The organism is Pseudomonas sp. KU43P, from assembly GCF_033095865.1.
GTDB lineage: Bacteria > Pseudomonadota > Gammaproteobacteria > Pseudomonadales > Pseudomonadaceae > Aquipseudomonas.
In genome coordinates, this window is record NZ_AP019365.1 from 2,429,262 (window position 1) to 2,455,828 (window position 26,567).

The window sequence follows — 26,567 nt, forward strand, 5'->3', positions numbered from 1 at the left end:
ACCATGAGTGCATTCACCCTCAAGCACCGCCGCGACAGCGGCGACACACCGCGCCTGGAGCACTGGGGCGCCAACTCCGAATACGGCACCCTGCGTGACGTGCTGCTGGGGCCGGTGGACCACTACCACTGGCTGGAGACCAGCTCCATTTCGAAGAAGAGCCTGCGCCTGGGCTACCGCTTCGACGCCGATGTGGCCCGTGCCCAGCACGCCGAGATGGTTGACGCCTACCGCGAGGCGGGGGTGAAGGTGCACATGCTGCCCACCGACCCCAACCTCAAGTATCAGGTGTTCGCCCGCGACTCGAGCGTGATGACCCCCTTCGGCCCGATCGTCACCCAGATGGCCCAGTGGTGGCGCCGTGGCGAGTACGCCCCGGTGATCCAGTTCTACAAGGACAACGATATTCCGATCTATGACATGATCAGCGCCGGCTCATTCGAGGGCGGTGACTTCATGATGCTGCAGCCGGGGGTGATCCTCTGCGGCTACACCGGCGAGCGCTCCCAGGCGCCGGCGGTTCAGCAGATGAAGGGCTGGCTGGAAGCCGAGGGTTGGGAAGTGAAGCTCTACGGCATGGACCCGTACTTCGTGCACATGGACGCGCTGTGCGTGATGCTCGCCGACCGCTTGGCGGCGGTCTGCGTCGATGCGGTGGAGCCCGAACTGGTGAATTGGCTGAAGGCCAAGGGCATCGAGATCGTCGATATCCCCTTCAAGGACGCCATGGAGCTGGGCTGCAACGTGGTGGCCCTGGGCGAGGGGCGAGTGCTGCTGCCGTCCACCAGCCTGACCCTGAAGGAGAAGTGCCTGGCCCTGGGTTTGAAGGTCTATGACCCGGACATCAGCATGATCGCCAAGGGGGGTGGTGGCGTGCACTGCATGTGCCAGCCGCTGCGGCGTGATTGGGTGTAATCGGCCACGGCTGAATGCCTTGTTTACCCCTCTCCCTGACAGGAGAGGGGTAACCGTGGGCATCGAACGCGCCGTAGCGTTCAATCCGGACCCGGCTCCCTCCACTGCAGCAACCAGTCGACAAGATGCTTCACCTTGGCATCGTTGTTCTGCTTCGGCCACACCACGTAGTACCGTCCCGCCACCAGCGCCTCCTGGCAGGCAAGCACCAGCAGCCCTTCGCAAACCTCCCGCTCGACGAAGAAGCGCGGCAGCACCGTGACGCCAAGCCCATGCAGGGCGGCATCGAGCACGAATTGGAAGTGCTCCAGGCGCTGGCCGGGCAGGGCTTCGATTTCCTTTGCCGACAGACCGGCATGGTGCAGCCAGAGCTGGGTCGAGGATTTTGTCAGGCCGGTGAGGGAGCTGTGGTGCAGCAGTGGATAGCGCAGGATGTCACGTCGCTCGATGATCGGTCCAAAACGCTCCAGCAGGTCGGGAGTGCACACCGCGACCATTTCCCCCTCCATCAGCAGGCGGGAGTCGAACTCGGCCCAGTTGCCGTCGCCGTAGAGGATGCCGACGTCGTAGCCTTCATACCGGTCATACAGGCGCCGCAGGTCGTTCATGATCTCCAGCTCGACCTCGGGGTGTTCCCGGGCGTAGCTCTTGAGCTTGGGCAGCAACCAACGGGTGGTGAAGGACGGCTCGGCGCCGACCCGCAGGCGCCTGGAATGGCTGCTGCTTACGCGCAGGGTGGCGGCCTCCAGCTGGTCCAGCAGCAGCGCGACTTCCTGTACGTACTCACGGCCCTTGTCGGTCAGCAGCAAGCGCTGGCGGACCTTTTCCACCAGGGGGCAGCCGAGCATGTCCTCGAGGTTCTTGATCTGCCGGCTCACGGCGCTCTGGGTGAGGTTCAGCTCTTCGGCCGCGCGCGTCACGCTCATGTACCGGGCGAAGGCGGAGAAGCAGCAGAGGGAGATCATGCTGGGGAGCTGTCTGCGCATCGGAGTTCATGACGTTTTGGAATGATTGTCTGCAAGATAAATCGATATTCGCCCCCAGGCAAGCCCCCTAATCTACCTCCTCGAAGGACCATAGGCGGGTAGGCGCACAGGCCGTGCGTAGGCATCAGGGATGCACCGTGCTGCCCAGCGATAGCCGCACCTGAACGACTGGATGGTTCCATGATTACAACAACGAACGAACGAATGCTCCGCACCGATCTCGCCGCCGCCTACCGGCTGCTGGAGGTCAACGGCTGGAGCGACCAGGTCTTTACCCATATCTCGGTCAGGCTGCCGACGGACGAGCCGGCCTTCCTGATCAACCCGTACGGTCTGCGCCCCAGCGAGGTGTGCGCCTCCAACCTGGTGGCCATCGACGTCAATGGCCGCAAGCTCGATGACAGTGCTCCCGAAGTGAACCCCGCCGGTTTTACCGTGCACAGTGCCGTGCACATGAGCCGCCACGACGCCGTCTGCGTGATGCATACCCACACCCTGGCCGGCATGGCCGTCGCCGCCCTGAAAGAGGGCCTGCTGCCGCTGAACCAGACCAACATGATGTTCTACGACCGTGTGGCCTACTACGACTACGAGGGTGTGCCCCTGGACCTGGAAGTGCGCCAGCGCATCGTCGACGCCCTGGGCGACAAGCACAGCGCCATCCTGCGCAACCACGGTTTGCTCACCGTGGGCCGAAGCGTCGCCGAAGCCTATTTCCGCATGTACTACCTGGACCAGGCCTGCCGGATCCAACTGCAAGCCCTGAAGACCGGCCGTGAACTGACCGTACCGGACCACGAGGCCTGCGAGTTCACCGCACGGCAGATGGAGAACGAGCGTTACCACCTGGAAAGCGTTGACCTGGTGTGGCAGTCCGAACTGCGCCGGCTTGACCGCCTGGATGCGACTTTCCGGGCCTGAGTCCCTGCGTTGCGCCTTGAATCGCGATGAACAATGCCTGCGTACTGGAACGCCAGCGGGCGCTAGGTCCACTACAACTACAAAAAGGTGTGAACCCATGAACGAACAACCCGAGTCCGGCGTCTTCGCGAAGTCCGGAGGCCTCTTGATGCAGTACAGCCCCGCACAGCTGCTGCGCTTCCTGATCCCCTCGTTGATCGGCGTGATGCTGTTTCTGGTGCCGATCGAGATCAACGGCAAGAGCAACATCCTGATCGCCTTCCTGATCGACTACATCAACGACGTGGTCAAGCCGCTGATGGTGCCGGTCACCGTCGGCGTTGCCACCATTCCCAGCCTGCTCACCGTGCTGGTCACCTTCAGCTCGCTGAAGAAGCATCCCAACCGCTTCGTCCAGTTGTTCAACCCCGGCATGGGCTGGACCGTCGTGCGCGTCATCGGCGCCGTGCTGATGGTCATGACCTATTGGAAGATCGGCCCGGAGTGGGTCTGGCACCGCAACACCGGCGGCGTGATGCTGTATGACGTCGGCCCGGTGGTCCTGGCCATTTACTTCCTGTCGGCCGTGCTGCTGCCGCTGCTGACCGACTATGGCCTGATGGAGTTCGTCGGCAGCCTGGTCAGCCGTGGCTTCGAGAAGCTCTTCGGCCTGCCCGGCCGCGCCGCGGTGGACTGCATGGCCTCCTGGCTGGCCGCCTCCAGTGTCGGCATCATCCTCACCACCCAGCAGTACCGCCAGGGCTTCTACTCCAGCCGCGAAGCCTGTGTGATCGCCACCAACTTCTCCATCGTGTCGATCGCCTATTCCTACCTGTTGCTGAAGCTGATCGGCATGGAACACATGTTCCTGCCCTGGTACGCGGCCGTTGCCGTCACTGGCCTGATCTGCGCCCTGATCGTGCCCAAGCTGCCGCCCCTGCGTGGCAAGCCCAACGCCTACAATCCGCTCGTCGGCAAGCAGCTGCGCACCGATCGACGCGAAGGTGAAGGCCTGATGGCACTGGGCCTGCGCCGAGCAATCGAGCGTGCCGATACCGCGCCGTCGATCTTCGCCCAGCTGCGCCATGGCGTGCATGTGAGCCTGGACATCGCCATCTCGGTCTACCCGGCGATGATGGTGATCGGCTGCCTGGGCTTGTCGCTGGTGGAGTTCACCCCGCTGTTCAAGTACCTGTCGATGCCGCTGGTGCCCTACATGGAGCTGCTGCAGCTGCCGGAAGCCGAAAAGGCCGCCCCGGCCCTGCTGGCGGGCATGGTCGACAGCATCATGCCGTCCATCCTTGGCGCATCCATCCAGAGCGAAGTGACCCGCTTCGTCATGGTTGGCGTGGCGGTCAACCAGATCATCTTCTTCACCGAAGCGGCCATCCTGCTGATTCGCGCCGATATCGGCCTGAAGCCGCTGGACCTTCTGCTGATCTACATCGTGCGGGTGCTCGTCTCCCTGCCGATCCTCGCCCTGCTCGGTCACCTGATCGTCGGCTGACGCGCCGCCGGAGCGCCCATGGCGCTCCGGCCCATAACCAGAAAATCACCTAGCTTCGGATTCGACTGCCATGGACCAACACACCGACTACCGCTCCAGCAACGTACCCGGCCCGCTCGGTGCCGCCGACCTGGTGCTGACCAACGGCCGCATCTATACCGTGGACGCCGCCAACCCATGGGCAGAGGCCGTGGCCATCCGTGGCGGGCGCTTCATCGCGGTTGGCACAAATGCCGACATGGACAGCCTGACGGGGCCGCGCACCCAGGTCCTGGACCTCAAGGGCCGCTTCGCCATGCCGGGCCTGTACGACATGCACACCCACCCGGACCTGAAGCTGGCCCCGGGTTACGCTGGCTACCTGGAAGTGGGGGTGGAAGACCCGACGCCGGAACAGGTCCGCCAGGCCGTCCTCGACTACGCCGCAGCCCACCCCGGCGATGGCTGGGTCTATGGCCAGTACTTCGTCCGCTACACCTTCAAGCAGGCCGGCCTGGTACCGGATCGCCACTGGCTGGACAGCGTCCTGCCGGATCGCCCGGTGGCCATCCTCGACCGCTCCTGGGGCTGCATGATGGTCAACTCCAAGGCCCTGGAGCTGGCCGGCATCGACGCCGAGACCATGGACCCGCGCCATGGCTACATAGAGCGCGACAGCGTCACGGGCGAACCCACCGGTATCCTGGTGGATGGTGCCTATGCACTGATGCACGCCGCCATGCCGCCCACCCCGCAGTACGCCCTCAAGCGCGCCTATCGTGAAGGTGTGTGGTTCCAGAGTGGCCATGGGGTGGTAGGCACCAAGTTCGTCCACGTCTGCGAGCATCGCCTGGATGCCCTGAAATCCATCGACCAGGCCGGCGAGCTCTCGGTACGGGTCGAAGCCGCCATCAGTTGGCAGGACGACATCTTCCCGGTGAAACGCCGCTGGCAATTGCTGGCCGGCGAGCGCCACTACTACCGCAGCGCCCGGCTCAACGCCAACGCGGTGAAGTTCCACTTCGACGGCACTCACGAATCCCGCTCGTCCTACCTGTCCAGTGCCTGGCCGGGTGACAGCAGCTGGCGTGGCCACCTCAACATGACCCCGGAGCACATCACCGACATGGTGGTGGACATGGACCGCAAGGGCATCCGGGTGATTGCCCACTGCACCGGCGACGGCGCTTCCGACCTGTTCCTCGACGCGGTGGCGCAAGCGCGCCAGCGTAACGGCTACAGCGGCGTGCGCCACCAGTGCGCGCACAGTACCACGCTGCTGGATGCCAACCTGCCTCGCTTCGCCGAACTCAACGTCACCGCCGAATTCTCACCGGTGGGCTGGTTCCCCTCGTCCTTCGCCAATGCCCGCGCGGTGTTCGGCGAGGACCGCATGCAACGCGCCTACAACTTCAAGGGCGTGCTGGAGCACGGCGGCGTGGCGGTCATGGGAACCGACTGGCCGGTTTCGAGCATCAACCCCTGGATCGGCTTCGAGGCCATGGTCACCCGCGAGAACCCCTACGGCGAACAAGAAGGAACGTTCTACGGCAGCCCCATCAGCCTCGAACAGGCCATCCGCGTGATGACCCTCAATGGCGCCTGGTGCATGGGCATCGAGGACAAGGCCGGCTCCATCGAGGCGGGCAAGTCCGCCGACCTGATCGTCCTCGACCGCAACCTGTTCGAGGTGGCGCCCAAGGGCAACATCCACAACACCCAGGTGCAGCTCACCCTGCTGGAAGGTGAGGTGACCTGGGATCGCAACGGCGAGTTCGACGGCTCCAACCACCAGGCCACCTGGCGTGGCGAGCTGCCCAACTTCTGATGGCCGGCGACAAGGAGATACGCTAATGAGCAGACTGCCCCCCATTCCCGTGACCCTGGTGTCGGGGTTCCTCGGTGCTGGCAAGACCACCTTGCTCAACCGCATCCTCAACAGCGACCACGGCCTGCGCATGGCGGTGATGGTCAATGACTTCGGTGCCATCAACATCGACAGCCAACTGATCGTCAGCCAGACCCAGACCACCGTCAGCCTGGCCAACGGCTGCATCTGCTGCACCGTCGAGAGCGACCTGATCGAACAACTCGGGCGCCTGCTGGATGACCGCAGCAACCGCCCCGAGTACATCGTGATCGAGGCGAGCGGGGTGTCCAATCCGAGCAAGATCGCCAACACCTTGCGTTATCCGCAGTTTCGCGACGCCCTCGCCATCGACACCATCCTCACCGTGGTGGACGCCGAGCAGTTCGGCAGCCTGGAAGGCGAGATGGCGCAACTGGCCATGGAGCAGCTGGATGTGGCCGACATCATCGTCATGAACAAGGTCGACCGGGTCGGCCGCGAGCAACTTGACGCGCTGAAGGCTCGCTGGCTCTACCCCAACGCGCGCCTGCTGGAGTGCGAGTACGGCGAGGTTCCGCTGGAACTGGTGCTTGGTGTAGGGCGCGCCAGGTCCGGCTGGCGCCTCACCCCCTCGGCGTCGGCATCGACTTCGGTGCGGGTGGCGGGCGAGAAGGATCATTCGACGCTCTTCGATACCTGGAGCTTCTCCAGTGACCGGCCGCTGTCGCTGAAGGCCCTGCGCCAGGCACTGGCGGCCTTGCCGAAGGACATCTACCGGGCCAAGGGGGTGTGCCAGATCGCAGAGGCACCGGGCAAGCGCTGCATCCTGCACCTGGTGGGCAGCCGCAGCGAGATCAAGCCGGAAGATGGCTGGGAGGGCCGTGCCCCCTTCAGCCAGATGATCTTCATCGGTCGCCGGGGAAGCCTCGATGGCACGCAGTTGCAGGCGATGTTCGAAGGATGTCTTGTGTAGGGGACACCAAGGGCTTGCAGGTCCATGGGCAAGCACGAGCCAGCAAAGCTTCAGTCAACCGCGTACCCGACGCCAGACGGTGCTACGGCTGACTCCGAGGCGCCGAGCGGCCTCGTCCATGTCGCCGTCGCATCGCTCCAGCACCTGGCGGGCATGGGCCGCTTCCGCAGCTTTACCCAGGCTGCGCAGGTTGTCAGTGGGGGCAGGGGGCAAGTCTTCGATCCTGACGGTGTGGAGTAACTCCGGAAACAGCGTGTACAGGGCGACGCCATCGTCGTCGCCCAGTGTGTTCAGGCACAGGGCCGCGCGTTCGGCGATGTTGTCCAGCTCGCGGATGTTGCCGGGCCAAGGGTGGCGCAGCAGCAACGGCAGCAGGGGTTGCACGTGCTCCGGGCCTGCCAGTGGCATGCCGCTCGCCCGGCTGTGGCGCGCCAGCAGGGCATTGAACAGCGGCAGGATGTCTTCGACTCGCTCACGCAGCGGCGGCACGGCCAGGCGCAGGGTGTTCAGGCGATAGAACAGGTCCTGGCGAAAGCGTTGCTCAGCGATGCGCGCGGTCAGGTCGCAATGGGTGGCAGCAATCACTCGGATATCCACCGCGGTCGGCTCGCAGGCGCCCAGGCGCAGCACCTCGCGCTCCTGCAGCACACGCAACAGGCGGGTTTGCAGCGCCACTGGCATGTCGCCGATTTCGTCGAGGAACAACGTGCCGGTGTGGGCCAGTTCGATCAGGCCCGGCTTGCCGCCTTTGCGCGAGCCGGTGAAGGCGCCGTCCTCGTAGCCGAACAGTTCGCTTTCGAGCAGTGATTCAGGCAAGGCCGCGCAGTTGATCGCCACGAACGGCGCCTGCTGACGCGGGCTGGCGTTGTGCAGGCTTTGCGCCAACAGCTCCTTGCCGGTGCCGCTTTCACCGGTGATCAGCACCGTGGCATCGGTCTGCGCGTAACGCTGCGCCAGGCGCAGGGTGGCGCGAAAGGCCGGCGCATCGCCGAGCATCTGCTCGAAGCGGTGGCGGGCGTTGAACTGGCGCGCGGCGGGTTGCTCGCGCAGGCGACGCGGCATGCGCCGCGCGGGTGCTTCATCAAGCCTGGCACCCAAGGTCATCAGGCTGTCGAAGGTATGGCGCAGGCTTTCGGCATCCAGCGCCAGCACGCCTTGGGCACCGGCTGCGTCGGCCAGCTGGCAGACCGTCGGCGAGCCGATGATGACTTCGAAGCCATCTTCGACCAGGCCTTCGACCTGCGCCCGGGCTTGTTCCAGGCTGGTGTAGGTGTGCTCGCGGATCTGCAGGGTGAACAGCGCCTGCATCGCGGCCAGCTCCGGATAGGGCTGGCCAAAACTGAGGATGCCCACCCGGCTGGCCCGGTCGCGGGCCAGCACCAGGGCACGGATCAGGTCGAATTCGCCCAGGTGCAGCGTGCGCACCGTGGTCGACAGGTGCTGGCGCAGGTAGTCTGCGGCCGCACCAGAACACAAGATGACGTCTGCCTGCTGACGGCTTTCCAGCTCGCGCGCCAGTGGCAGCAAATCGGCCAGGGAGGTTTCGATGACTTCGATGCGCGCCTGCTGCCGGTAGTCGGCGCTTACCTGCTCGATCAACTGTGCCATGCGGCTGGGCGCGGCAGGGCGATGCAAGTGGGTGACCAGCGCGATCACGCGCGGCAGGTAAGCGGCGACAGGCATACAAGCTCCTTTTCAGTTACAACGGATTGACCAGGTGTCCGCCATCCACGGCCAGTACGCTGCCGGTCATGTAGGCACCGGCGTCGCTGGCCAGCAACAGCAAAGGGCCATCGAGCTCCTGCAACTGCCCCAGGCGGCGCATGGGCACTTGCCCCTTGATGTAACCCTGGCCGGCTTCGCTGTCGAAATAGTCTTCGTTCATCTCGGTCTTGAAGTAGCCTGGTGCGATGGCATTGACGCGGATCCGGTAGCGCGCCAGCTCCAGCGCCATGGCCTTGGTCAGTTGCACCACGGCGGCCTTGGCTGTGCAGTAGTGGCTCAGGCCATTGCCCACGCGCAGGCCGAGGATCGAGGCGATGTTGACGATGCTCCCCGGCCGTTCGGCCTTGACCAGGCGCTGGCTGGCGCACTGGGCGACGTGGAACACGCCGTCGAGGTTGGTCGAGAGCATGCGCTGCCAGTCCTGCTCGCTCAGGTCGAGAAAGCGCCCAGGGTCGCCGATACCGGCATTGTTGATCACCACGTCGACCACGCCGAAGCGCGCCTCGGCCTGGTCGAAGGCCTGTTCGACGCTGTCGCGCTGGGTCACGTCGAGGGCCACGGCCAAGGCTTCACCGCCGTTGGCCTGGAGCATTTCGGCCAGCGCCTGCAGGCGCTCGACCCGGCGCGCCGCCAGCACCACGCGGGCGCCGGCGGCCTGGGCCAGGCGGGCGAAGTGGGCGCCCAGGCCGCTGGAGGCACCGGTCACCAGCACGGTCTTGCCGGCCAGGGAAAATGTGTTTGCAAGCATCGTGTCGGTCCTTGAATTCAGAGCACTTCGAACAGGCCGGCAGCACCCATGCCACCGCCCACGCACATGGTCACCACCACATAGCGCACGCCGCGGCGTTTGCCTTCGAGCAGGGCATGCCCGACCATCCGCGCGCCGCTCATGCCGTAGGGGTGGCCGATGGCGATGGCGCCGCCGTTGACGTTCAGGCGCATCGGGTCGATGCCCAGCGTGTCGCGGCAGTACAGCACCTGGCAGGCGAAGGCCTCGTTGAGTTCCCACAGGCCGATATCGTCGACCTTCAGGCCATGCTGCTTGAGCAGGCGCGGCACGGCGTAGACCGGGCCGATGCCCATTTCTTCCGGGGCCAGCCCGGCCACCGCGATGCCCCGGTACAGGCCGATTGGCTGCAGGTTGCGCTGTTCAGCCAGGCGTGCGTCCATCAGCACGCAGGCACTGGCGCCGTCGGACAACTGGCTGGCGTTGCCGGCGGTGATGCAGCCGCCTTCGAGCACCGGTTTCAGGCCGGTCAGGTCGTCCAGGTGGGTTTGCGGGCGGTTGCCTTCGTCCTGCGTCAGGGTCACCTCGTGGTAGCTGACTTCGCCGGTCTGCTTGTCCTTGATCAGTTGCTGGGTGGTCACCGGCACGATCTCGGCCTCGAACAGCCCGTCGCGCTGGGCAGAGGCGGTGCGCAGCTGCGACTGCAAGGCATAGGCGTCCTGGGCATCACGGCTGATGCCGTAACGCTTGGCCACGTGCTCGGCGGTTTGCAGCATCGGCATGTAGGCGTGCGGCACACGTTGGATCACGCTGCTGTCCTGCTCGCTCAGTGCCCACTCCAGGTTGCGCGCCTGCACCGCGCTGATGTTCTCCTGGCCGGCGCCGATGGTTGCCTGCATGCCATCGACGATGATCTGCTTGGCGGCGGTGGCGATTGCCATCAGGCCGGAGGCGCACTGGCGATCCAGGGTCTGGCCGCTGACCGACACCGGCAGGCCGGCGGCCAGCGCGCTCATGCGGCCTAGGTTCCAGCCGGCGGTGCCGGAGGGCATCGCGGTGCCCATCACCAGGTCTTCGATTTCGTCGGCGGCGATACCGGCGCGGGCTACCGCGGCCTGGATGGCGTGCGCGGCCAGGCTCGGCGAGCGGGTGTTGTTCAGTGCGCCGCGAAAGGCCTTGCCGATCGGGGTGCGTGCGGTGGAGAGGATGACGGCTTCTTTCATGTTCGGTGCTCCTTGATTGCCAGGGGGGAACAGCTCAGAGGCTTGCCGCGCGCAGCTTCGCGCTGGACGCCAGGCGACGCAGCAACGGGGCAGGCTGCAGCCACATGTCGCCATAGGCGCCGAGCTGTTCGCGCTGCTGCTCGATGCCGGCCAGCACGCGGTCCAGGCCCAGCTCGCGGGCGTAGTGCAGCGGGCCGCCACGCCAGGCGGGGAAACCGTAGCCGTTGGTCCACACCAGGTCGATGTCGCCACTGCGCAGTGCGATGCCTTCATCGAGCAGTTGCAGGCCTTCGTTGATCAGCATGAACAGGCAGCGGTCGTGGATTTCCGTGTCACTGATGGCGCGCCGGGTGATGCCCAGCTTGGCCGCCAGTTGCGCCGCGATCTGCTCCACTTCCGGATCTTCGATGCGCTCACGGCCTTCGTAGCGGTAGAACCCGCGCCCGCTCTTCTGGCCATGGCGGCCCAGGCTGTAGAGCTCGTCGGCCAGGCGGAAGTAGCTCGGGTCGTGGGCGATCTCGCTGCGCCGCGCCTGGCGCACCAGGTAGCCGACATCGATGCCGGCCAGGTCGTACATGGCGAACACGCCCATGGCCAGGCCCAGGCCGGTGAGCACCTTGTCCACCTGGGCCGGGGAGGCGCCTTCGAGCACCAGGCGGTGAGCTTCGCGGGCATAGGGTTCGAGCATGCGGTTGCCGATGAAGCCGAAGCACACACCGGACACTACCGGCAACTTGCCGATGCGCTTGGCGATCTTCAGCGTGGTGGCCAGCACATCGGGCGCGGTGAGCCGGCCGCGCACCACTTCGAGCAGGCGCATGACGTTGGCCGGGCTGAAGAAGTGCAGGCCGACTACATCCTGCGGCCGTTGAGTGCAGGCGGCGATACGGTCGACGTCCAGGGTCGAGGTGTTGCTGGCGAGGATCGCGCCCGGCTTGCAGACGCGGTCCAGGGTGCGAAACACCGACTGCTTGATCGACAGGTCCTCGAACACCGCTTCGATCACCAGGTCGGCGTCGGCCAGGTCGGCGTAGTCGAGGGTGCCTTGTAGCAGGCTCATGCGGTGTTCGAGCTGTTCGGCGTTGAGCTTGCCGCGCTGGATGCTGCCTTCATAGTTCTTGCGGATCTGCGCCAGGCCACGGTCCAGGGCCTCGGGCTTGAGCTCCAGCAAGCGCACCGGGATGCCGGCGTTGATGAAGTTCATGGCGATACCTGCGCCCATGGTGCCCGCACCGATCACCGCCACCTGGGTGATGCTCCGCAGCGGCGTGTTGGCGTCGATGCCGGGAACCCGCAGCGCTTCGCGCTCGGCGAAGAACTGGTGGCGCAGGGCGGTGGCCTGCGGGTCTTGCAGGGCTTGGCGGAACAGCGCTTGCTCGCGGGCCAGGCCCTCGGCCAAGGGCAGTTCGCAGGCGGCGCGCACGGCGGCGAGTACGCGCATCGGTGCCGTCTGGCCGGGCTTGCGGGCCACCAGTTGCGCCTCGCGGTTGGCGAAGAAGTCGTTCTCCAGCTCATCCGCCAAGGGGGTTGCCGTGGAGCTTGGGGCTGCGGGCCGGGCCAGCAGCTCGCGGGCGAAGGTGCAGGCTGCTTCGAGCAGGTCCTGCCCAGGCTCGACCAGGCGGTCGATCAGGCCCAGGGCAAGGCCCTGGCGGGCATCGACCGGGTCACCGCCGAGCATCATCTCCAGGGCGGGCGCCACGCCGATCAGGCGTGACAGGCGCTGGGTGCCGCCGGCGCCGGGCAGCAGGCCCAGGCGTACTTCGGGCAGGCCCAGACGGGCGTTGGCGGTAGCCAGCCGATGGCTGCAGGCCAGGGCCAGCTCCAGGCCGCCGCCCAGTGCCACGCCATCGATGGCGGCGATCAGGGGTTTGCCGAGGCGGGTCAGGGCCTCGAGCAGATGTGGCAGTGCCGGTTCCTCCCAGGTCTTTGGGCTGCCGAACTCGCTGATGTCGGCGCCGGCGCTGAACGGTAGCTGTTGCCCGTGCAGGATGATGGCCTGCACTTCGGGGTCGGCGGCGGCCTGGCTACAGGCCTGCATCAGTGCCTGGCGCAGATCGTGGCCAAGGGCGTTGACAGGCGCATGGCGCAGGCCGATCAAGGCCAGTGGGTTGTCGCGGCGATAGTCGATGAGCGGCATGGGCGGGAACCTTCTTGTTATTGGGCCGGGGGAGGTGTTGCGCGCCTCGCCTTGGCCAGGACGAATGAAAAAACCAGGTAGCGGCCCGTAGCGCGGGCCGCCACCCGAAAAGTCCGCCGCCCGGAGGGAACAGGCAGCGGAAACCAGCTCGGTTGAATCAGCGGGCGAACGCGGCTTCGCTGATGTCCATCAGGTTGTGGCTGCCCGTGCGGATCAGCGTTTCATGCAGGTGGGCGCGTGGTAGCAGGCGTTCCAGGTAGAAGCGTGCGGTTTCACGCTTGCCCTGGTAGAACGCCACCTCGTCGCTGCCAGCCGCCAGGGCGCGCTCGGCCACACAGGCGGCGCGCAGCCAGAGGTAACCCAGCAGGGTGTAGCCGCTGAGCATCAGGTAATCGAAGGCACTGGCGCCGATCAGGTTGACGTCGGTTGCGCTGGTGTCGCGCAGCCACGCGCTGACTTCGCGCCAGGCCGTCACTTGTTTGAGCAAGGCCTGGGCCAGGTGCGCCGGGGCGGTGGTGCTCTGGGTGAAGTCTTCGATCTCACCCAGCAGTTCGGCCAAGGCTTCGCCGCCGTCGGCCAGTACCTTGCGGGTCAGCAGGTCAAGGCCCTGGATGGTGTTGGTGCCTTCGTAGATCGCGGTGATGCGCACATCGCGGGCGATCTGCTCCATGCCCCACTCGCGGATGTAGCCGTGGCCACCGAACACCTGGATACCCAGTTGTGCGGCCTCGTTGCCGGTTTCGGTGAGAAAGCCCTTGGCAATCGGCGTAAGCAGCGCCAGGCGGCGTGCTGCGGCCTCGCGCACGCCGGCGCTGGCGCCGTGGTGCAGCTGGTCGACGCCCTTGGCGCAGGTGTAGGCCAGCATGCGGCCGCCTTCGGCGTAGGCCTTCTGGGTCAGCAGCATACGCCGCACATCGGCGTGGCCAATGATCGGGTCGGCGGGCTGGCCCTCGCGCAGGCGCGGCGTGGCACGCATCTGCACACGTTCGCGGGCATACGCCAGGGCGCCTTGGAACGAGGCTTCAGCGTGGGCCTGGGCCTGCTGCGACACTGCCAGGCGCGACTCGTTGATGTAGGTGAACATGGCGTTCAAGCCGCGGTTGGCCTCACCCAGCAGGTAGCCGGTGGCGCCGTCGAAGTTGAGCACGCAGGTGGCGTTGCCGTGGATGCCCATCTTGTGTTCGATGGAGCCGCAGCTCACGCCGTTGGGCGCGCCGAGCTGGCCGTGGGCATCGACCTGGATCTTCGGCACGGCGAACAGCGAAATACCCTTGACCCCGGCCGGTGCGCCCTCGATGCGCGCCAGCACCAGGTGGATGATGTTCTCGGTCATGTCGTGTTCACCGGCGGAGATGAACATCTTGCTGCCGCTGATCTGGTAGCTGCCATCGGCCTGGAGCTTGGCGCTGGTGCGCAGCAGGCCGAGGTCCGAGCCGCAGTGGGCTTCGGTCAGGCACATGGTGCCGCCCCAGCGGCCGGCGATCATCGGCGGCAGGAAGCGCTGCTGCAGGGCCTCCTCGGCATGCTCGCTGAGGGTGCTGATGGCGCCGCCGGCGAGGTTGCCGTACATGCCCCAGGCGTGGTTGGCGCTGCAGACCATCTCATAGTTGACGAAGCCCAGCGACGGCGGCAGGCCCTGGCCACCGAAGGCCGGATCCTTGTCCAGGCCCAGCCAGCCGTTGTCGGCAAAGCGCTTGTAGGCATCGGCGAAGCCGGGTGGGGTGGTCACCTTGCCGTCCTGCCACTGGCAGCCATGCTGGTCGCCCACGGCGTTGAGGGGAGCCAGCGCCTGTTCGGCGAACTTGGCACCTTCTTCGACGATGGCGGCGAAGGTGGCCTCGTCCGGGGCTTCACAGCCAGACAATTGTTGGTAGTGGCGGCTCAGGTCGAGCAGCTCCTGGGCAACGAAGGTGATATCGCGCAATGGGGCGGTGTAGCTGGGCATGCCGAACTCCTGGCTGGGTGGACTCGGCATGTTGTAACAGGCAGCCCCCTGGCGCCGCGTCCACCCCCCGGGTGGAATGGGGGGTGGAATCGGCGCCGGGCCCAGGTGGAGGTCAGTTCAGCAGTTGCAGTTCGCGCGCCGAACACAGGGCGCTGTCGCGGTCGGCCACGTCCAGCTTGCGGAACAGGTTGTTGATGTGGGTCTTGACCGTGCTCAGGCTGATGAACATCGCCTCGGCGATCTGCCCGTTGTTCTGCCCGCGGGCCATGCGCTGCAACACTTCCAGCTCGCGGCGCGAGAGCGGCACGATCAGTGCGCTTTCGGTGTTTTCCTTGCTCGCCAGCAGCGGCCGGAACAGCGCGTTCAGGTGCTCGCGAGCGGGTGCCGGGGCTTGCAAGCCGAGGCGTTCGCGCACCTGGGGCTGCAGCAGTTGGCGCAGGGCCTCCAGGCAGGCATCACCCTCGTACTGCAGCAACTGCCCGAAGCCGTAGGCGCAGGCCAGTTGCAGCGCCTGTTCGAGGCTGAGCAGCGCTTCGTCGCGCGCGCCACGGTCTTGCAGCAGGGCCGCGTCGAGCACCAGCGCGTCGAGCATCAGGCGGCGGTTGGCCTGCGCCTCGGCGCGGCTCAGCAGGGCCTGCTGGATCTGCCGCGCCTTGTCGCGCTGGCCGAGGTGGCGTTGCACCCAGGCATAGGCGAGCCATTCCTCGGGCAGCAATTGCTCGCCGTACTGGCGCCGGCACCAGTGCCACTGGTCGAGCCAGTCGGGCAGGTAGTCCGGGTCGTTATCGTGCAGCGCCAGGCGCGCCAGCCAAGCACCGGCCTGGCGGTACAGGGTGAACAGGCAGTACTGCCGGGCCAGCCGGCGCACCTCTGCCCAGCGCGCTTTGGCCTGGACGGTCTCGCCCAGCGCCCAGTGCAGGCACGCCTGGTGGTGGAACACCCAGGGCAGCGCGGCGCTGTGGGGGAAACCCAGCGCCAGCACTTCGGCCTGGGCCAGGGCGTGACGAGCCTGGGTCAGGCGGTTGGCCTGCAGCAGCGCCAGGCCCTTGCCCAGGTGGCGGAACAGTTCATAGAAGCGCCCTGAACTGCCGGTGGCTGGCATTTCGGTCATGCCTTGCAGGCGTTCCCAGGCCGCATCGCTGGCGCCTTGGGCCAACTCGATCTGGGCCAGCAACAGTTGCAACAGGTTGGTGTAGCCGCTCAGGCCGAAGCCCTGCAGCTCGCGCAGGGCGCGGCTGCCTTCGGCGTGGGCCTGCTCGAGCTGGCCAAGCGCGGCGAGGCAGTTGGCGCGGTCGAAATACAACACCGAGCGCGCCGCATTGTGCTGGGGAAACTGCTGCAGTGCCCGCGCTGCCAGGGTGAGGGCGTGCTCCAGGTTGCCCCCCAGATAAGCCAGGCGGCTGCGCAAAAACATCAGCGTCTGCTGCACCCGTTCGGGGTGGCGCGGCACGGCCTGGCGGCGCTGCAGGGCGTAGAGCTGGTGCAGGCACTGGCAGGCCTGGGCGATATCGTTGGTGACCATCACCGTGGAGGCTTCGGTCACCGCCAGGGTGAAGCTGTCGTTGCCTTTGTTGCCGGCCACCTCGTCGAGCACATCGACCAGGGTGTTGACCTTGCCCTCGCGCAGCAACTCGAAACCATGCCGGTCGACGATGCTCAGCACCGCATCCAGATCACGGGCGCGGCCGAACTGGTAGATCGCCTCGGTGTAGCGGCGCTGGGCCAACAGCCAGTGAGCGGCCTGGCGGTGCAGCTGGCGCAGCTGCTGCGGGTCGCGTTGTTCCAGGCGCTGGTAGAGGCCGTTGCGCAGGGCAGGGTGGTAGCGGTATTCGGCCTGGCTGCCCTGGGGCACTTCGAGCATCAGGTCCAGGCGTTGCAACTGGCGCAGTGCTGCAGGCACATCGGCAGTGTCGGCCAGCTCACTGGCGAGGTCCGCATCGAACACCTGGGCCACCGCCGTGTGTTCGAGAAACGCGCGCAATGCGGCTGGCAGCTGCTGCAGGCGTTCTTCTTCGAGAAACTGCCGGGCATGGGCATAGGCCTGGCGGGTAATCGGGCGCAGGTCGCCGGGTGCCTGGCCGGTGCTGAGCAGCGCCTCGCGGTAGGCTTCGAGCCAGAACAGCACACCACTGGGCCAGCCTTCGCTGCCGGCGCGCAGCTGGTACAGCGCATCGCTGCCCAGGGCGACGTCGCGGGCCTGCGCCAACTGGCGCGTCTCTTCGCTGTCCAGGGCCAGGTCTCGGGCGCCCAGCACGGTCAGCCGGCCATCGCGGCGCAGGTGGGCCAGGGGCAGGTGCGGCGGGCCCTCGCTGGCGGCGACCAGGCGCAGCGCGGGTGGCGGGTAGCGCAACAGCGTGTCCAGGAACTGCCAGGCGGCGGTGGCGGTGAGCAGGTGCAGGTCGTCGAGCAGCAGGGTGACCGGGGTCTGGCGGGCTTCCAGATCGGCGAGGATCAGGCTCCACAGGTAGTCGGCCTGGGGCGTGTCGCGTTGCTGTGCGGGCAGTTGCAGCGCCGCGTGCAGGTGCAGCAGCAGGGCCAGTGGCTGGTTTTCGGCGCGGGTCAGGCGCAGCCAGGCCCAGGGGCCAGTTAGGTGGCGGGCGAACTGGCCGAGCAGGGTGCTCTTGCCATAGCCCAGCGGTGCTTGCAGGAGCACGAAGGTGTTCGCCTCCAGCGCGTTGGCCAGGTGTTCGAGCAGCCGCGTGCGCTGCACGCCCTTGGCGGGTTCGGCAGGCGGGCGCAACTGGTTCGCTTTGAGCGCGGGAAGATGCATGGCGAGCAGGTTCCGTCGGTTCGGCCAGACATCCTAGCGGAGCGCGACTGGCGCGGGGAAGTTTTACCGGGCAGGGGAAGACCTTACTAGCATTTTTGTCAGTTGTGGATACTGACAACACGGTTCAAATTGCTCCGGAACTCTCACCTGAGCGGAGCACTGAGTGATGGCTTACAACACTACGCAGATCAGCAAATATTTCTCCCGTGGTGAAATCATCACCCTTGATGACGTCTCGGGTGAACTGGTAACTGGCGGCAGTGACTATGTCACTATCACGAAACCAGGTATACCGGCCTACAAGGGCACAAAAAATGTCATTGTCAGCGGTGTCAAATTCATCAAAGAGTTCGACGACAAGAAACGGCGTTGGGATCAGAATCTGGAGAAATTGATTAAAGCCGGTGCGGTGAAAGTCGAACCTGACAAGTGGTCGAGCCTGACCACTGATCATGGGCTGGTTTTGGTTGAGCTGATTAAGAGCTCTTTTTTTACGGAAGATTTTTTCGCACTTGCTCGGGTCAGGTACGGCCATGCCACGGTTCGTACCAACATGACCGACGCTACCGGAAAAACAGAGGCGCTGTTTCTCCACCTTGATAGTGAAGTGAAAGAGGCCCTCAAACGTCTTAAAGCGATCCATGATCCCCAGAACAAATGGACAACCATTCCTCCTGACTACTTCATTCTCGACAGTATCGCCAACGTCTACCTGATGGATGCAGTGGAGGGCGCCACGAACAAAACGCAAAGCCCTTCCACCGAATCACCGGGCGCCTTGCCGATGATCGAGGCCAAACAGACCTTCCAAGTCCCCTACCTGATCACCAACCAACCCGATGGCACCCTGCCCGATATGCACGACTTCGGTTTGGAACGGGTGGGCAGTGCCGAGGGTGGCTGGTACAGCCTTTGCCCGATCAAGGCCGATCGCGCCCTGGCCGAGAAGGAAACCATTAGCGCCTGCCTGGTGCACCGCCGTACCGGCGAGCTGACGCGTGTCGACTACACCGCGCAAACCGGCAAGCTGGGCGCCGCGCAGTGGCTCAAGGATTTCGCCAAGCATGTCGCAGAGGCCGGCAAGCCCATCACGGCCGGGGGCTGGAACGACAGCAGTGAATTTTCCAGCAGCCACAAGGCACCGCGCCTGTGGTGCCAGGCCGACTATCGGGCCTTCAGCACCGCGCCGTTCAGCAGCAACTTGGTTCAGGTGCTGGCCTGTGACGACGATTACCCGCTGGCCAAGGGGCAGACCCTGAGCCTGCAGGTGCGCGACCTCAAGACCCAGGCCCTGCACGAGCAACACCTGTTCACCGCCCAGGCGGAAAGTGGCTGGGTCAAGGCCTTGTGTGAACAGGTCAACAAGGATAGCCACGTGCTGCGGGCCGGGGTGCAGGGGGCCGGCTGCACGGTGACGCCGGGTGAAGTGAACAATGCGTTCTGGGGGCCGCAGTGCGCCGAGCTGTGCGTGACCTTGGCCGAAGTGAACTGGTGGGCCAGCCGCGCGATTGACGGTGCGGCGGTGCCCAGCGGTGGCGCGCTGCATGCTTGGGTTTATGATGCGTTCTCCCAGCGCCTGCTCGGCCAGCATGTCTGGACCCCGAGCAAAGCGCAGTGTGCCAGCGGCAAATGGTTGAAGGCCTGGGCCGAGGCGCTGGCCACCTCGGACGTGGCGCCGTACCTGCGCGTCAACACGACAACCACGATGCTGGAACAGCGTGGCGATGGCTTGCGTATTTTCGCCACGCTGCCAGGCGACGAACACGCGGTCGAAGGCCCGCTGCTGGCCTCGGCGTTCAAGGCGCCGGAAGATGCCGTGCTGGTGACCGTACGGCATCCCGGTAACCGGGCCTTGCTGCACCATGCGCTGTTCAGGCCCCAGGACTGCGAAGAGCAGCCCAGCAATAACAAAACTTGGCTGCAAGCGCTGGCCAGCTTCATCGAAGCACAGAAATGGCCGGAGTTGAGTGTCAAGGATGGCAAGCAGCTGTGGCTGCCCCGTCATGCCGAACTGCAGGTCGCGCTCGATAACGTCGGCGACGGCAACGACTGGAGCGTCGATGACTATGGGGTGGAACTGTTGAATGCCGATGAATGGCCTAGGGCCGAGGCGGCCGAAGAGGTGCACTTCACCCTTGAACCGCAAGAGGGGCTGACCGAGGTGACCATCAGTTCGCTGGGGGCGGAGCTGGAGTTTCGCCTGGGCGATGAAGCACGTAAAAAAGGCTACCGGGTGATGGCTTGCGTGCCGAGGCAGCGTGCAACCTATCAACTCAGGGAGGGCTATATCGATTACGTCGAAGCCGCGGTTAGCGCCCAGAAGCTAGTTTTCGAAATTGGCAATGTTACTGCATCTGTAGCAGCGGCGGCCGCAGTTGCCGCCGTCACTATCATGGAAGAGGAAGAGGAAGAGGAAGAGGAAGAGGAAGAGGAAGAGGAGAAGCGGAAGAACGCGGCCGAAATTGTATACGAGTACGCGAATAATTTTCCCCACGAAGACGTTATCCAAGCTGTCAAGTTTTTTACCAGCTTCTCATTTGAGGCTGCTGCTGCGATAGCTCACGCAGTCAGCAAACTTACTGACAAAAATGTCGAAAAAGCTACCAGCACCGCTGGCATTAAAGCCGCTGCCTCCTTGATTGCTAAAGCAGCCTTTAACTTTAGCAATAAAGAGTTCAGCTCACATCTTTTGAATATGAGTGAAGAAGTAACCGAGGCCGCTAAGCACGCCAAGCAGGTCGCTGCCAATGTCAATAAAGTCATTACCAGTACCGATACGATATTCGCGGTAGCTGATTGTGCCATCAGCTTAATTAATGCAATCGCTGCGTTGGTCTCTATCTACTCTTTTTATCTCGACGAGCAAGCCGAAGATTCAAGCTTGATGGAGCAAAGTGGGATACCATTTTGCGATAGTAGGGCAGGTGCTGCTAGAGCCTCCGTCGAAGCCCTTAAGGCCGCCAAGTTTGCAGTAACAACAGCCAAACTCGCCGCCGCCATTGTTGCAGCCGAAGACGAGGATAGTGCCGTATGGCCAGTATCAGTCACCGGGGACACCATCACCTGGCAAGGCCCGCTCGCCAACCAAGGGTATGACATTTACCTGGACTTCCCCGAGTCCGAACGCGGCAACGCTGCCCTGACCGTGGGCCATATCGGTGCCTTGCAGACCACGCAGTTCTGGCATGACGCCAAGCCAGTCAGCTTCACTCCGCCCAAAGCCCTCAAGGAGTGGAATGAAATCAGCTTCCTCTGCGAGGACTACGGCAACACCAGCCGCTCTGAACTGTTCGACACCACCGGCCATGCCGAGTCAGGGGTGGATCCACGCACGGGTCTGTTCCATGCCCACTACCCTGTGGCCAGCTTGCAGGGCCTGCAAGGCCAGGGGCCAGCAGTTGATCTGACCTTGCACTATTCGGCCCTGCGCGCTAACGAGGCAGGTCTCGGTGATGGCTGGGCCTGGCGCTTCTCCAGCGTCCAGGTACGCGACAAGCTGCTGACCCTGGCCGATGGCGCTCAGATCCACTTCACCAACGGACAATGGTCCGACTTGGGCGCGGGCAAGGCGGTAAAGCTGGCCACATGCGTAGTTCGCAGCAACGCAGATTACAGCGAGTTCACCCTCGACCTACCCAGCGGGCGGCAGGAGATTTTGAAGAAACCTGCTGCCATAGGCAGTGACGAAGAGGAACCGAACAAGAAGTTCCACGACCAGGTCGTGAAAACGTTGAAGGCCATTAAGGACAAGTCCAAACCGGACTTTCCTGCCCAGCCGGAAAACTGGCAGCAATGGGTACTGATGTGCATGCCCCATGCCTATTACGCCGCAGCGGCAATCGATTACAACGAAGCGATCAAGGCATGGGAAGGTGATGAGAACATCAAGAAGCTGGACGAGCGCATTGCCGAATGCGAGGTGCCATTTGTGCTGCTTTTGCCAGCGACCATCGAGTCGCCCTACGGCGAGCAGTTGACGCTGGAATGGAAGCGCCAGAAAGGCCAGTTCTTGCTGCTGACGGTCAACAGCGGCACTGAAGCCCTGTTCAAGGCCGAGTACGTCAAGCCGCAAGAAACGTCCTCGCAGGTGATCATGCAGGTTTGGCCGCAGAGTCAGTCCGAAAAATACGAGGTCAAGTTAGACATCAAGGATTACCTGCTACGCACCCTCAAACGTGTAGAGAACGACAGCGTGTTGCAGCAGGTCGACTGCGATTATGACGACGATCAGACGCTGGATCGGGTGCTGTGCGGTCTGCGCGAGCTCGATGGGTCGGTGGAATGCGTGAAGTACCAGCCTGCTGCACCGAAATGGGGGCGCCCGGGTTTGCCTCGGGTAATGCTGCATACCCTGGTGCCGGGCGATGGGCAACAGAACCAAGTGGCGACCTATCTCTACGATGGGGAGTTTCTGGAGACCGACCAAAGGATCGTCAGTGTCGAGTACGAGAGCGGCTCGCATGGGGCCCGAGAGCGGCATTTGCTGGTGCACGGTCGAGTTAAGCACGGTAGCCGCGTAGATCGTTTCGAGCTATTGCGAGGGGTTGCCTCGGAGCAAGACCATTGGCTGGCTTTCAGCACACGCAAGGACGAAAAGAAAAACGACAAACACCGGGTTACCAAGGGCTACCGCTACACGGGTGCGGGCGACGAGTTCGCCGAACTGTTCTATGCCATCGAGGCCGGTGCCGACAACGACGACATCAAGGTGAAGGACGGCGCGGTGCTGGTCGAACGCCAGCGCGAGCTGCTCAACTGGTTCTTCGACAAGTCCGATAGCGCCGACCGACCGCATCTCGCCGCATGCATCACTCGGTTGTTGGCCGGAGCACCCCGCTCGCAGCGCGATGCGCTTGGGCGCTCGGTAGAAGTGGCGATGCAGGAAGAAGACATGGCGGGCAACGTGGAGCGGTTGCAAAAGAGCGACGAGCACTCGCTGTACCGTTGCTATTACACCAAAGGCGGGGACAACGCCATCACGCTCACCGCGGTGGCAGGGCTCGAAGCGCTGCCAACGTTGAGCTGTCCACCCATTCCAAGGCATGCCGCAGCGCCCGTCATGGCCGAATACCAATGTGACCCGTTCGGCAATCCTCAGGGGCTGCGCTTGTTTGGTTATCGCAAGGTGACGCATGGCAGCCGGGAGCTGCTGGAGCAGAGCGAAGTGGTCGTGATAGAGGGGGTCAAGGGCCAATTCAAGGGCGACCGGCTCGACGCCGATACCACCTGGGCGCTGGCCGATTCACCCGCCAAGTTGCTGTGGCGTCAGCGCAGCACCGAAGTCACGCAGGTCACCCCCAAAACCACTCCGAGTGGGGAAAGCAAGGTCATGCAGTGGGCGGTCAAGGACACCCAGGTGACCCATCTGGACGGAAAGTCGTTCACATTGAAGAACGTTCAGCAGTTTGAGGACAACCCGAACGCAGACGGCATCGTGGTGCGTGTCACTTCCACCACCGAGGCCGGTACCGGGCAGGTCAGCAAGGAGCTACGCTCGCGCCATGGGCGGCGCCGCCTGCAGCAGGTGGAGCAAGGGGACGAGGTGCACTGGCAGTACGATGCGTTGGGACGGGTGACGAAAGAGACGCGTTACCTGCTCAAGCCGGGCAGCACAGGCAAGGACAAGGACCAGCAACCCGACGAGCAGACCAGCACTACCTATTCGGCGGACGGCAAGGTGGCAACGCACACCCATGCGAACAAAGACCTGAGCCGCAGCTACCTGGATGGTTTGCAGCGTGTCTGGCGCCGCGAGTGGCGCAAGCACGGCACCCAGCACTTTGCGCCGGTGGATCAATTGAGTTTGCAAGGGCTGGATGCATCGCAGCTGCTGGCCAGTTGCGAGTGGGACTACCTGCCGGGTGGGCAGGCCCTGGTGGAAATGAGCCCGGCGGTGTTGGGCGTGGGGCCGCAAGCGTGGGTCAGGGAGCAAGGGGGGCTGGATGGCCCTGCCATGCGGAGCCTGTTGAAAGCGACACCTGGCGAGACGGCTGTAGGCACTCAGGCGGCGTCGGTCGGTGCGATCGATTTCGAGCCCTACGTAACGCAAGATGCCTCGACCCGGCGTCTTGTCGAACAGGGTGTCGACGAGCAATGCCTGTACCAGCGCACCACCGCTTATACCTACCGCAAGGATGGTAGCTTCGAGCAGGTGGAGCAGTTGGCCGACGGCAATGGGCAACTGCATCTGACGCTGGGCAAACGCTTCGACAGCTCAGGCCATGTCATCGGATACGACCGAACAGTGGGTAAAGAAATCCGCTCATATGCGCTGGAGCGTGACGCGCTGGGCCGGGTCACCAAAATCACCCGCCCGGACAACTCCATCATCGAGCACAGCTACCACGGTCTAAGCAACCACGCCACCGAACTCAAGGTGGATGGCAAGGTGCTGGCGACGCAGAAGGTCGAGAACACCAGCACACTGATCTCACGCCAGGTGGGTGGCCGCGCGTACAGCTTCACGGACGACACTGTGACGTTGCCCGACAAGACCGCCCTCGCCACCCATCGAAGCGATCAGGGCCTGAGCTTCAAGGCGGGCGACCACGCGCTCTCCACCCTCACCCAGAAAGACGGCACGCTGGCCCTGGCCTCAGCGGCCAGCGACGACGCGATGAAGTCGATCGGCTGGGAGCAGACCTACCGCGACAGGCGTTTGCCGGGCCGGCAGTGGGTCGCGCAATCCTCGCCGCGTGCCAAGCGTCAGGGCTGCCGCTGGGTGAGCCTGCGTGGACGACCCATGGCTTCCCTGCGTGCAGACGGCCACTGGCAGCGGGTGTTCACCGATGGGCAAGGTCGTGTACTGCGCACCTGTCAGGACCACGAGGAAGTGGTGCACCGCTATGATGCCCTGGGCCGTCTGCAGTCGCGTCAAGCTCAGGCGCTCAAGGCCGGCGGGCAGTGGCAGGTGCTCAGCGAGCATGACGGCTTTGGCCAGGAAGTCACCCGACGCTTCCTGCACAACGGCAACGAGTGTTTCAAACAGTGCCTGACATGGCGCGGGGACGGTCGCCTGGCGAGCAAGGCCAGCTACCAGAGCGGCACGCTGGTGCGCACCGAACGCTTCACCTACGATGCGCTCGACCGTCTGCAGCGCTACGAGTGCGAGGCCAGTTCGGCCGAACATTGCCCACAAGATGCCCAGTGCACGGCGGTCAAGGACCAGGTATTCAGTTGGGACGCCCTGAGCAACCTGGTCAAGTGCGTTACCACCGGTTTTGATGGCACCCAGCGCACCGAGGATCTGGCTTATGACACGATCAGTAACCCGACCCGGCTGACGGCAATCACACGTGACAAAGACAAGCGTGCATTGACCTGGAGCAGCAATGGCTACCTGACCGATGACGCCAGGCAACACCGCTTCGACTACAACGCTGCCGGTCAGCTCGACAAGGTCCGCGACAGCGATGGCAAGTTGCTGGCCCGCTACGAGTACGATGGCAGCCAGCGCTTGGCGGCGCAGTATCTGCACAGCGACGAAAGCACCCGCGAGCTGCGTTACAACGGCGATGAGCTGATCGGCGAAATCCGCTATGACAAGGCCGGCAAGGTCAGCCAAACCACAAGCCTGTCCAGTGGGTTGGCCCAGTACGATGGAAACGAGGTGCGTTGGCTGATCGACGACCCGCAAGTGGGTATCGCCGGGCAAGTCAAGGGTGGCGCGCTGGAACTGGCGCCGCTGTTGCCATTCGGCGAGGGCAAGGCGCTGGAGGGTGTTGTCGAAGGCTATAACGGCATGCGTCGCGACCCGCTCACGGGGCACTACCACGCTGGCAACGGCTACCGCAGTTATGACCCGCAACTGCGCCGTTATGCCCAGCCCGACTGGCTCAGCCCATTCGGTGAGGGTGGGCTCAACGACTACGCCCACTGCCCGGATCCGGTCAACCTGCATGACCCCAGCGGGGCGATCATGCTCAGCCGCTGGGATCAGAATCAGCAACTGGCTATCTACGAAAAAGCACTGCAGGACACAGAGAAGACGCAGGGCGGCAGTCGCTGGCGGGGCCTGGCGTTCTCGGCGATGGTTGCCATAGCTGGCTTCGCCCTGACCCTCGTCACGGGGGGGATGTCGATGCTTTTGTTTGCGTTCGTCACGACGATGAGTGTGCTGTCGTTTGGTTTTGAAGTGGCTTCGGTGTTCACTGCCGATAGCAACCCTGACTTGTCCAGGACATTGAGTATCGCGTCGCTGGCCACGGGAGTACTGAGTACGTTGGGGTTCGTTGGTTTGTTCAAGGCAGGCCTCAAAGGGCTGCAACTGCTTGGCAAGGGTGCCAAGATGCTGGGGAAGGGCGCAAAAGTCGTGTGGAACGCTGCTAAAACATTGTGGCGTACGGGCTCCAAGGGTTTAAAGGAAGCTTGGCGCACTGCCAAGAATGCCCGCCATGCCAGGCAAGTTGTAGATGATGGGCTGGGGGCCCTGGCAGGTGCTGACAAAGGCCTTAAGCAGCGACTTCTGAATCACTTGAGAGAGATCGCGCCCAGTGAAAAACCCGCCAACTTTTCTCGTTCGGGATGGTTTGGAAAAGTTGGTAACTACCTGCACAACAAAGGTTTACTCGAGCCAATCATGCAAATTCGCATGGCGCAGGGTGCCTCGTACGCAGCCGATGTTGCCGGCTGGGTGGTCGAAGGCAATATCCTGCAAGGAGCGGTCTTGTCCAGCATAGGGCTGGAGGAACAGCGACGTGAGGCGTTGCAGCGCAATCCAGAACAGCCGGCGCAAGGTGTCAATACGCCTGTCAGCGTGAGAAACGCGGGCAGTTATTCGATGTCGCAGGTTCCCCAGCTTTCGTTGCCAAAGGTCGTGCGACATCGTTTGCCTGTGGGCACGTACGGCGTGAGGTTCTGGTAGTGGGCGAGGCGCAGTGCTGACGAAACAGTACCTGATAAAAATGCCAGTTTCCGTGGCAATGATGGCGA

Annotated in this window: 13 protein-coding genes; 6 read left to right on the top strand and 7 right to left on the bottom strand. The window is 64.1% G+C overall.

The genetic code is table 11. The features are described from left to right. Positions 1-3 precede the first annotated feature (3 nt). Positions 4-915: a dimethylarginine dimethylaminohydrolase family protein gene (locus KU43P_RS11025; protein ID WP_317663030.1), complete on the top strand. Its 912-nt coding sequence runs from the start codon at positions 4-6 to the stop codon at positions 913-915. 80 nt (positions 916-995) lie between these two features. Here KU43P_RS11025 and KU43P_RS11030 read toward each other — a convergent pair whose 3' ends face one another. Continuing rightward, positions 996-1,901 (bottom strand): LysR substrate-binding domain-containing protein, encoded by a 906-nt coding sequence (locus KU43P_RS11030; RefSeq protein WP_317663032.1) that lies wholly within the window; start codon positions 1,899-1,901, stop codon positions 996-998. Positions 1,902-2,081: 180 nt separating this feature from the next. Between KU43P_RS11030 and KU43P_RS11035 the strand changes: the two genes are divergently transcribed. The 4 genes from KU43P_RS11035 (at position 2,082) to KU43P_RS11050 (ending at position 7,109) form a co-directional block, all read left to right on the top strand. Then, positions 2,082-2,822 (top strand): class II aldolase/adducin family protein, encoded by a 741-nt coding sequence (locus KU43P_RS11035; protein ID WP_317663034.1) that lies wholly within the window; start codon positions 2,082-2,084, stop codon positions 2,820-2,822. A gap of 97 nt (positions 2,823-2,919) precedes the next feature. Beyond that, on the top strand, positions 2,920-4,308 hold the full coding sequence (locus KU43P_RS11040) for a YjiH family protein (protein WP_317663035.1): 1,389 nt from the start codon (positions 2,920-2,922) through the stop codon (positions 4,306-4,308). Between the two features lie 70 nt (positions 4,309-4,378). Next, a complete protein-coding gene (locus tag KU43P_RS11045) occupies positions 4,379-6,115 on the top strand; it encodes an amidohydrolase (protein ID WP_317663036.1) in 1,737 nt (578 codons plus the stop codon). A 25-nt stretch (positions 6,116-6,140) separates the two neighbouring features. Further along, positions 6,141-7,109 (top strand): CobW family GTP-binding protein, encoded by a 969-nt coding sequence (locus tag KU43P_RS11050; protein WP_317663038.1) that lies wholly within the window; start codon positions 6,141-6,143, stop codon positions 7,107-7,109. A 54-nt stretch (positions 7,110-7,163) separates the two neighbouring features. Here KU43P_RS11050 and prpR read toward each other — a convergent pair whose 3' ends face one another. The 6 genes from prpR to KU43P_RS11080 all read right to left on the bottom strand — a co-directional run bounded on the left by prpR (position 7,164) and on the right by KU43P_RS11080 (position 17,636). Further along, positions 7,164-8,792, bottom strand: a complete 1,629-nt coding sequence (prpR, locus tag KU43P_RS11055) for a propionate catabolism operon regulatory protein PrpR (protein WP_317663040.1) — start codon at positions 8,790-8,792, stop codon at positions 7,164-7,166. A gap of 16 nt (positions 8,793-8,808) precedes the next feature. After that, the gene (locus KU43P_RS11060; RefSeq protein ID WP_317663042.1) at positions 8,809-9,582 is read right to left on the bottom strand and encodes an SDR family NAD(P)-dependent oxidoreductase; all 774 of its coding nucleotides are present in this window, start codon (positions 9,580-9,582) and stop codon (positions 8,809-8,811) included. Between the two features lie 17 nt (positions 9,583-9,599). After that, positions 9,600-10,784 (bottom strand): acetyl-CoA C-acyltransferase, encoded by a 1,185-nt coding sequence (locus KU43P_RS11065; RefSeq protein ID WP_317663044.1) that lies wholly within the window; start codon positions 10,782-10,784, stop codon positions 9,600-9,602. A 34-nt stretch (positions 10,785-10,818) separates the two neighbouring features. Continuing rightward, a complete protein-coding gene (locus KU43P_RS11070) occupies positions 10,819-12,921 on the bottom strand; it encodes a 3-hydroxyacyl-CoA dehydrogenase NAD-binding domain-containing protein (RefSeq protein ID WP_317663046.1) in 2,103 nt (700 codons plus the stop codon). Between the two features lie 157 nt (positions 12,922-13,078). Continuing rightward, complete coding sequence (locus tag KU43P_RS11075; RefSeq protein ID WP_317663048.1) at positions 13,079-14,866, bottom strand: acyl-CoA dehydrogenase C-terminal domain-containing protein; 1,788 nt, start codon at positions 14,864-14,866, stop codon at positions 13,079-13,081. Between the two features lie 112 nt (positions 14,867-14,978). After that, positions 14,979-17,636, bottom strand: coding sequence for a LuxR C-terminal-related transcriptional regulator (locus KU43P_RS11080; RefSeq protein WP_317663049.1), 2,658 nt, complete (start codon positions 17,634-17,636; stop codon positions 14,979-14,981). Positions 17,637-17,802: 166 nt separating this feature from the next. Here KU43P_RS11080 and KU43P_RS11085 point away from each other — a divergent pair, with 166 nt between their 5' ends. Further along, positions 17,803-26,499, top strand: a complete 8,697-nt coding sequence (locus KU43P_RS11085) for an RHS repeat-associated core domain-containing protein (RefSeq protein ID WP_317663051.1) — start codon at positions 17,803-17,805, stop codon at positions 26,497-26,499. Positions 26,500-26,567 lie beyond the last annotated feature (68 nt).

Coding starts and splice junctions, on each gene's coding strand:
- KU43P_RS11025 (WP_317663030.1), top strand. CDS start 4: ATGAGTGCATTCACCCTCAAGCACCGCCGCGACAGCGGCGACACACCG.
- KU43P_RS11030 (WP_317663032.1), bottom strand. CDS start 1,901: ATGCGCAGACAGCTCCCCAGCATGATCTCCCTCTGCTGCTTCTCCGCC.
- KU43P_RS11035 (WP_317663034.1), top strand. CDS start 2,082: ATGATTACAACAACGAACGAACGAATGCTCCGCACCGATCTCGCCGCC.
- KU43P_RS11040 (WP_317663035.1), top strand. CDS start 2,920: ATGAACGAACAACCCGAGTCCGGCGTCTTCGCGAAGTCCGGAGGCCTC.
- KU43P_RS11045 (WP_317663036.1), top strand. CDS start 4,379: ATGGACCAACACACCGACTACCGCTCCAGCAACGTACCCGGCCCGCTC.
- KU43P_RS11050 (WP_317663038.1), top strand. CDS start 6,141: ATGAGCAGACTGCCCCCCATTCCCGTGACCCTGGTGTCGGGGTTCCTC.
- prpR (WP_317663040.1), bottom strand. CDS start 8,792: ATGCCTGTCGCCGCTTACCTGCCGCGCGTGATCGCGCTGGTCACCCAC.
- KU43P_RS11060 (WP_317663042.1), bottom strand. CDS start 9,582: ATGCTTGCAAACACATTTTCCCTGGCCGGCAAGACCGTGCTGGTGACC.
- KU43P_RS11065 (WP_317663044.1), bottom strand. CDS start 10,784: ATGAAAGAAGCCGTCATCCTCTCCACCGCACGCACCCCGATCGGCAAG.
- KU43P_RS11070 (WP_317663046.1), bottom strand. CDS start 12,921: ATGCCGCTCATCGACTATCGCCGCGACAACCCACTGGCCTTGATCGGC.
- KU43P_RS11075 (WP_317663048.1), bottom strand. CDS start 14,866: ATGCCCAGCTACACCGCCCCATTGCGCGATATCACCTTCGTTGCCCAG.
- KU43P_RS11080 (WP_317663049.1), bottom strand. CDS start 17,636: ATGCATCTTCCCGCGCTCAAAGCGAACCAGTTGCGCCCGCCTGCCGAA.
- KU43P_RS11085 (WP_317663051.1), top strand. CDS start 17,803: ATGGCTTACAACACTACGCAGATCAGCAAATATTTCTCCCGTGGTGAA.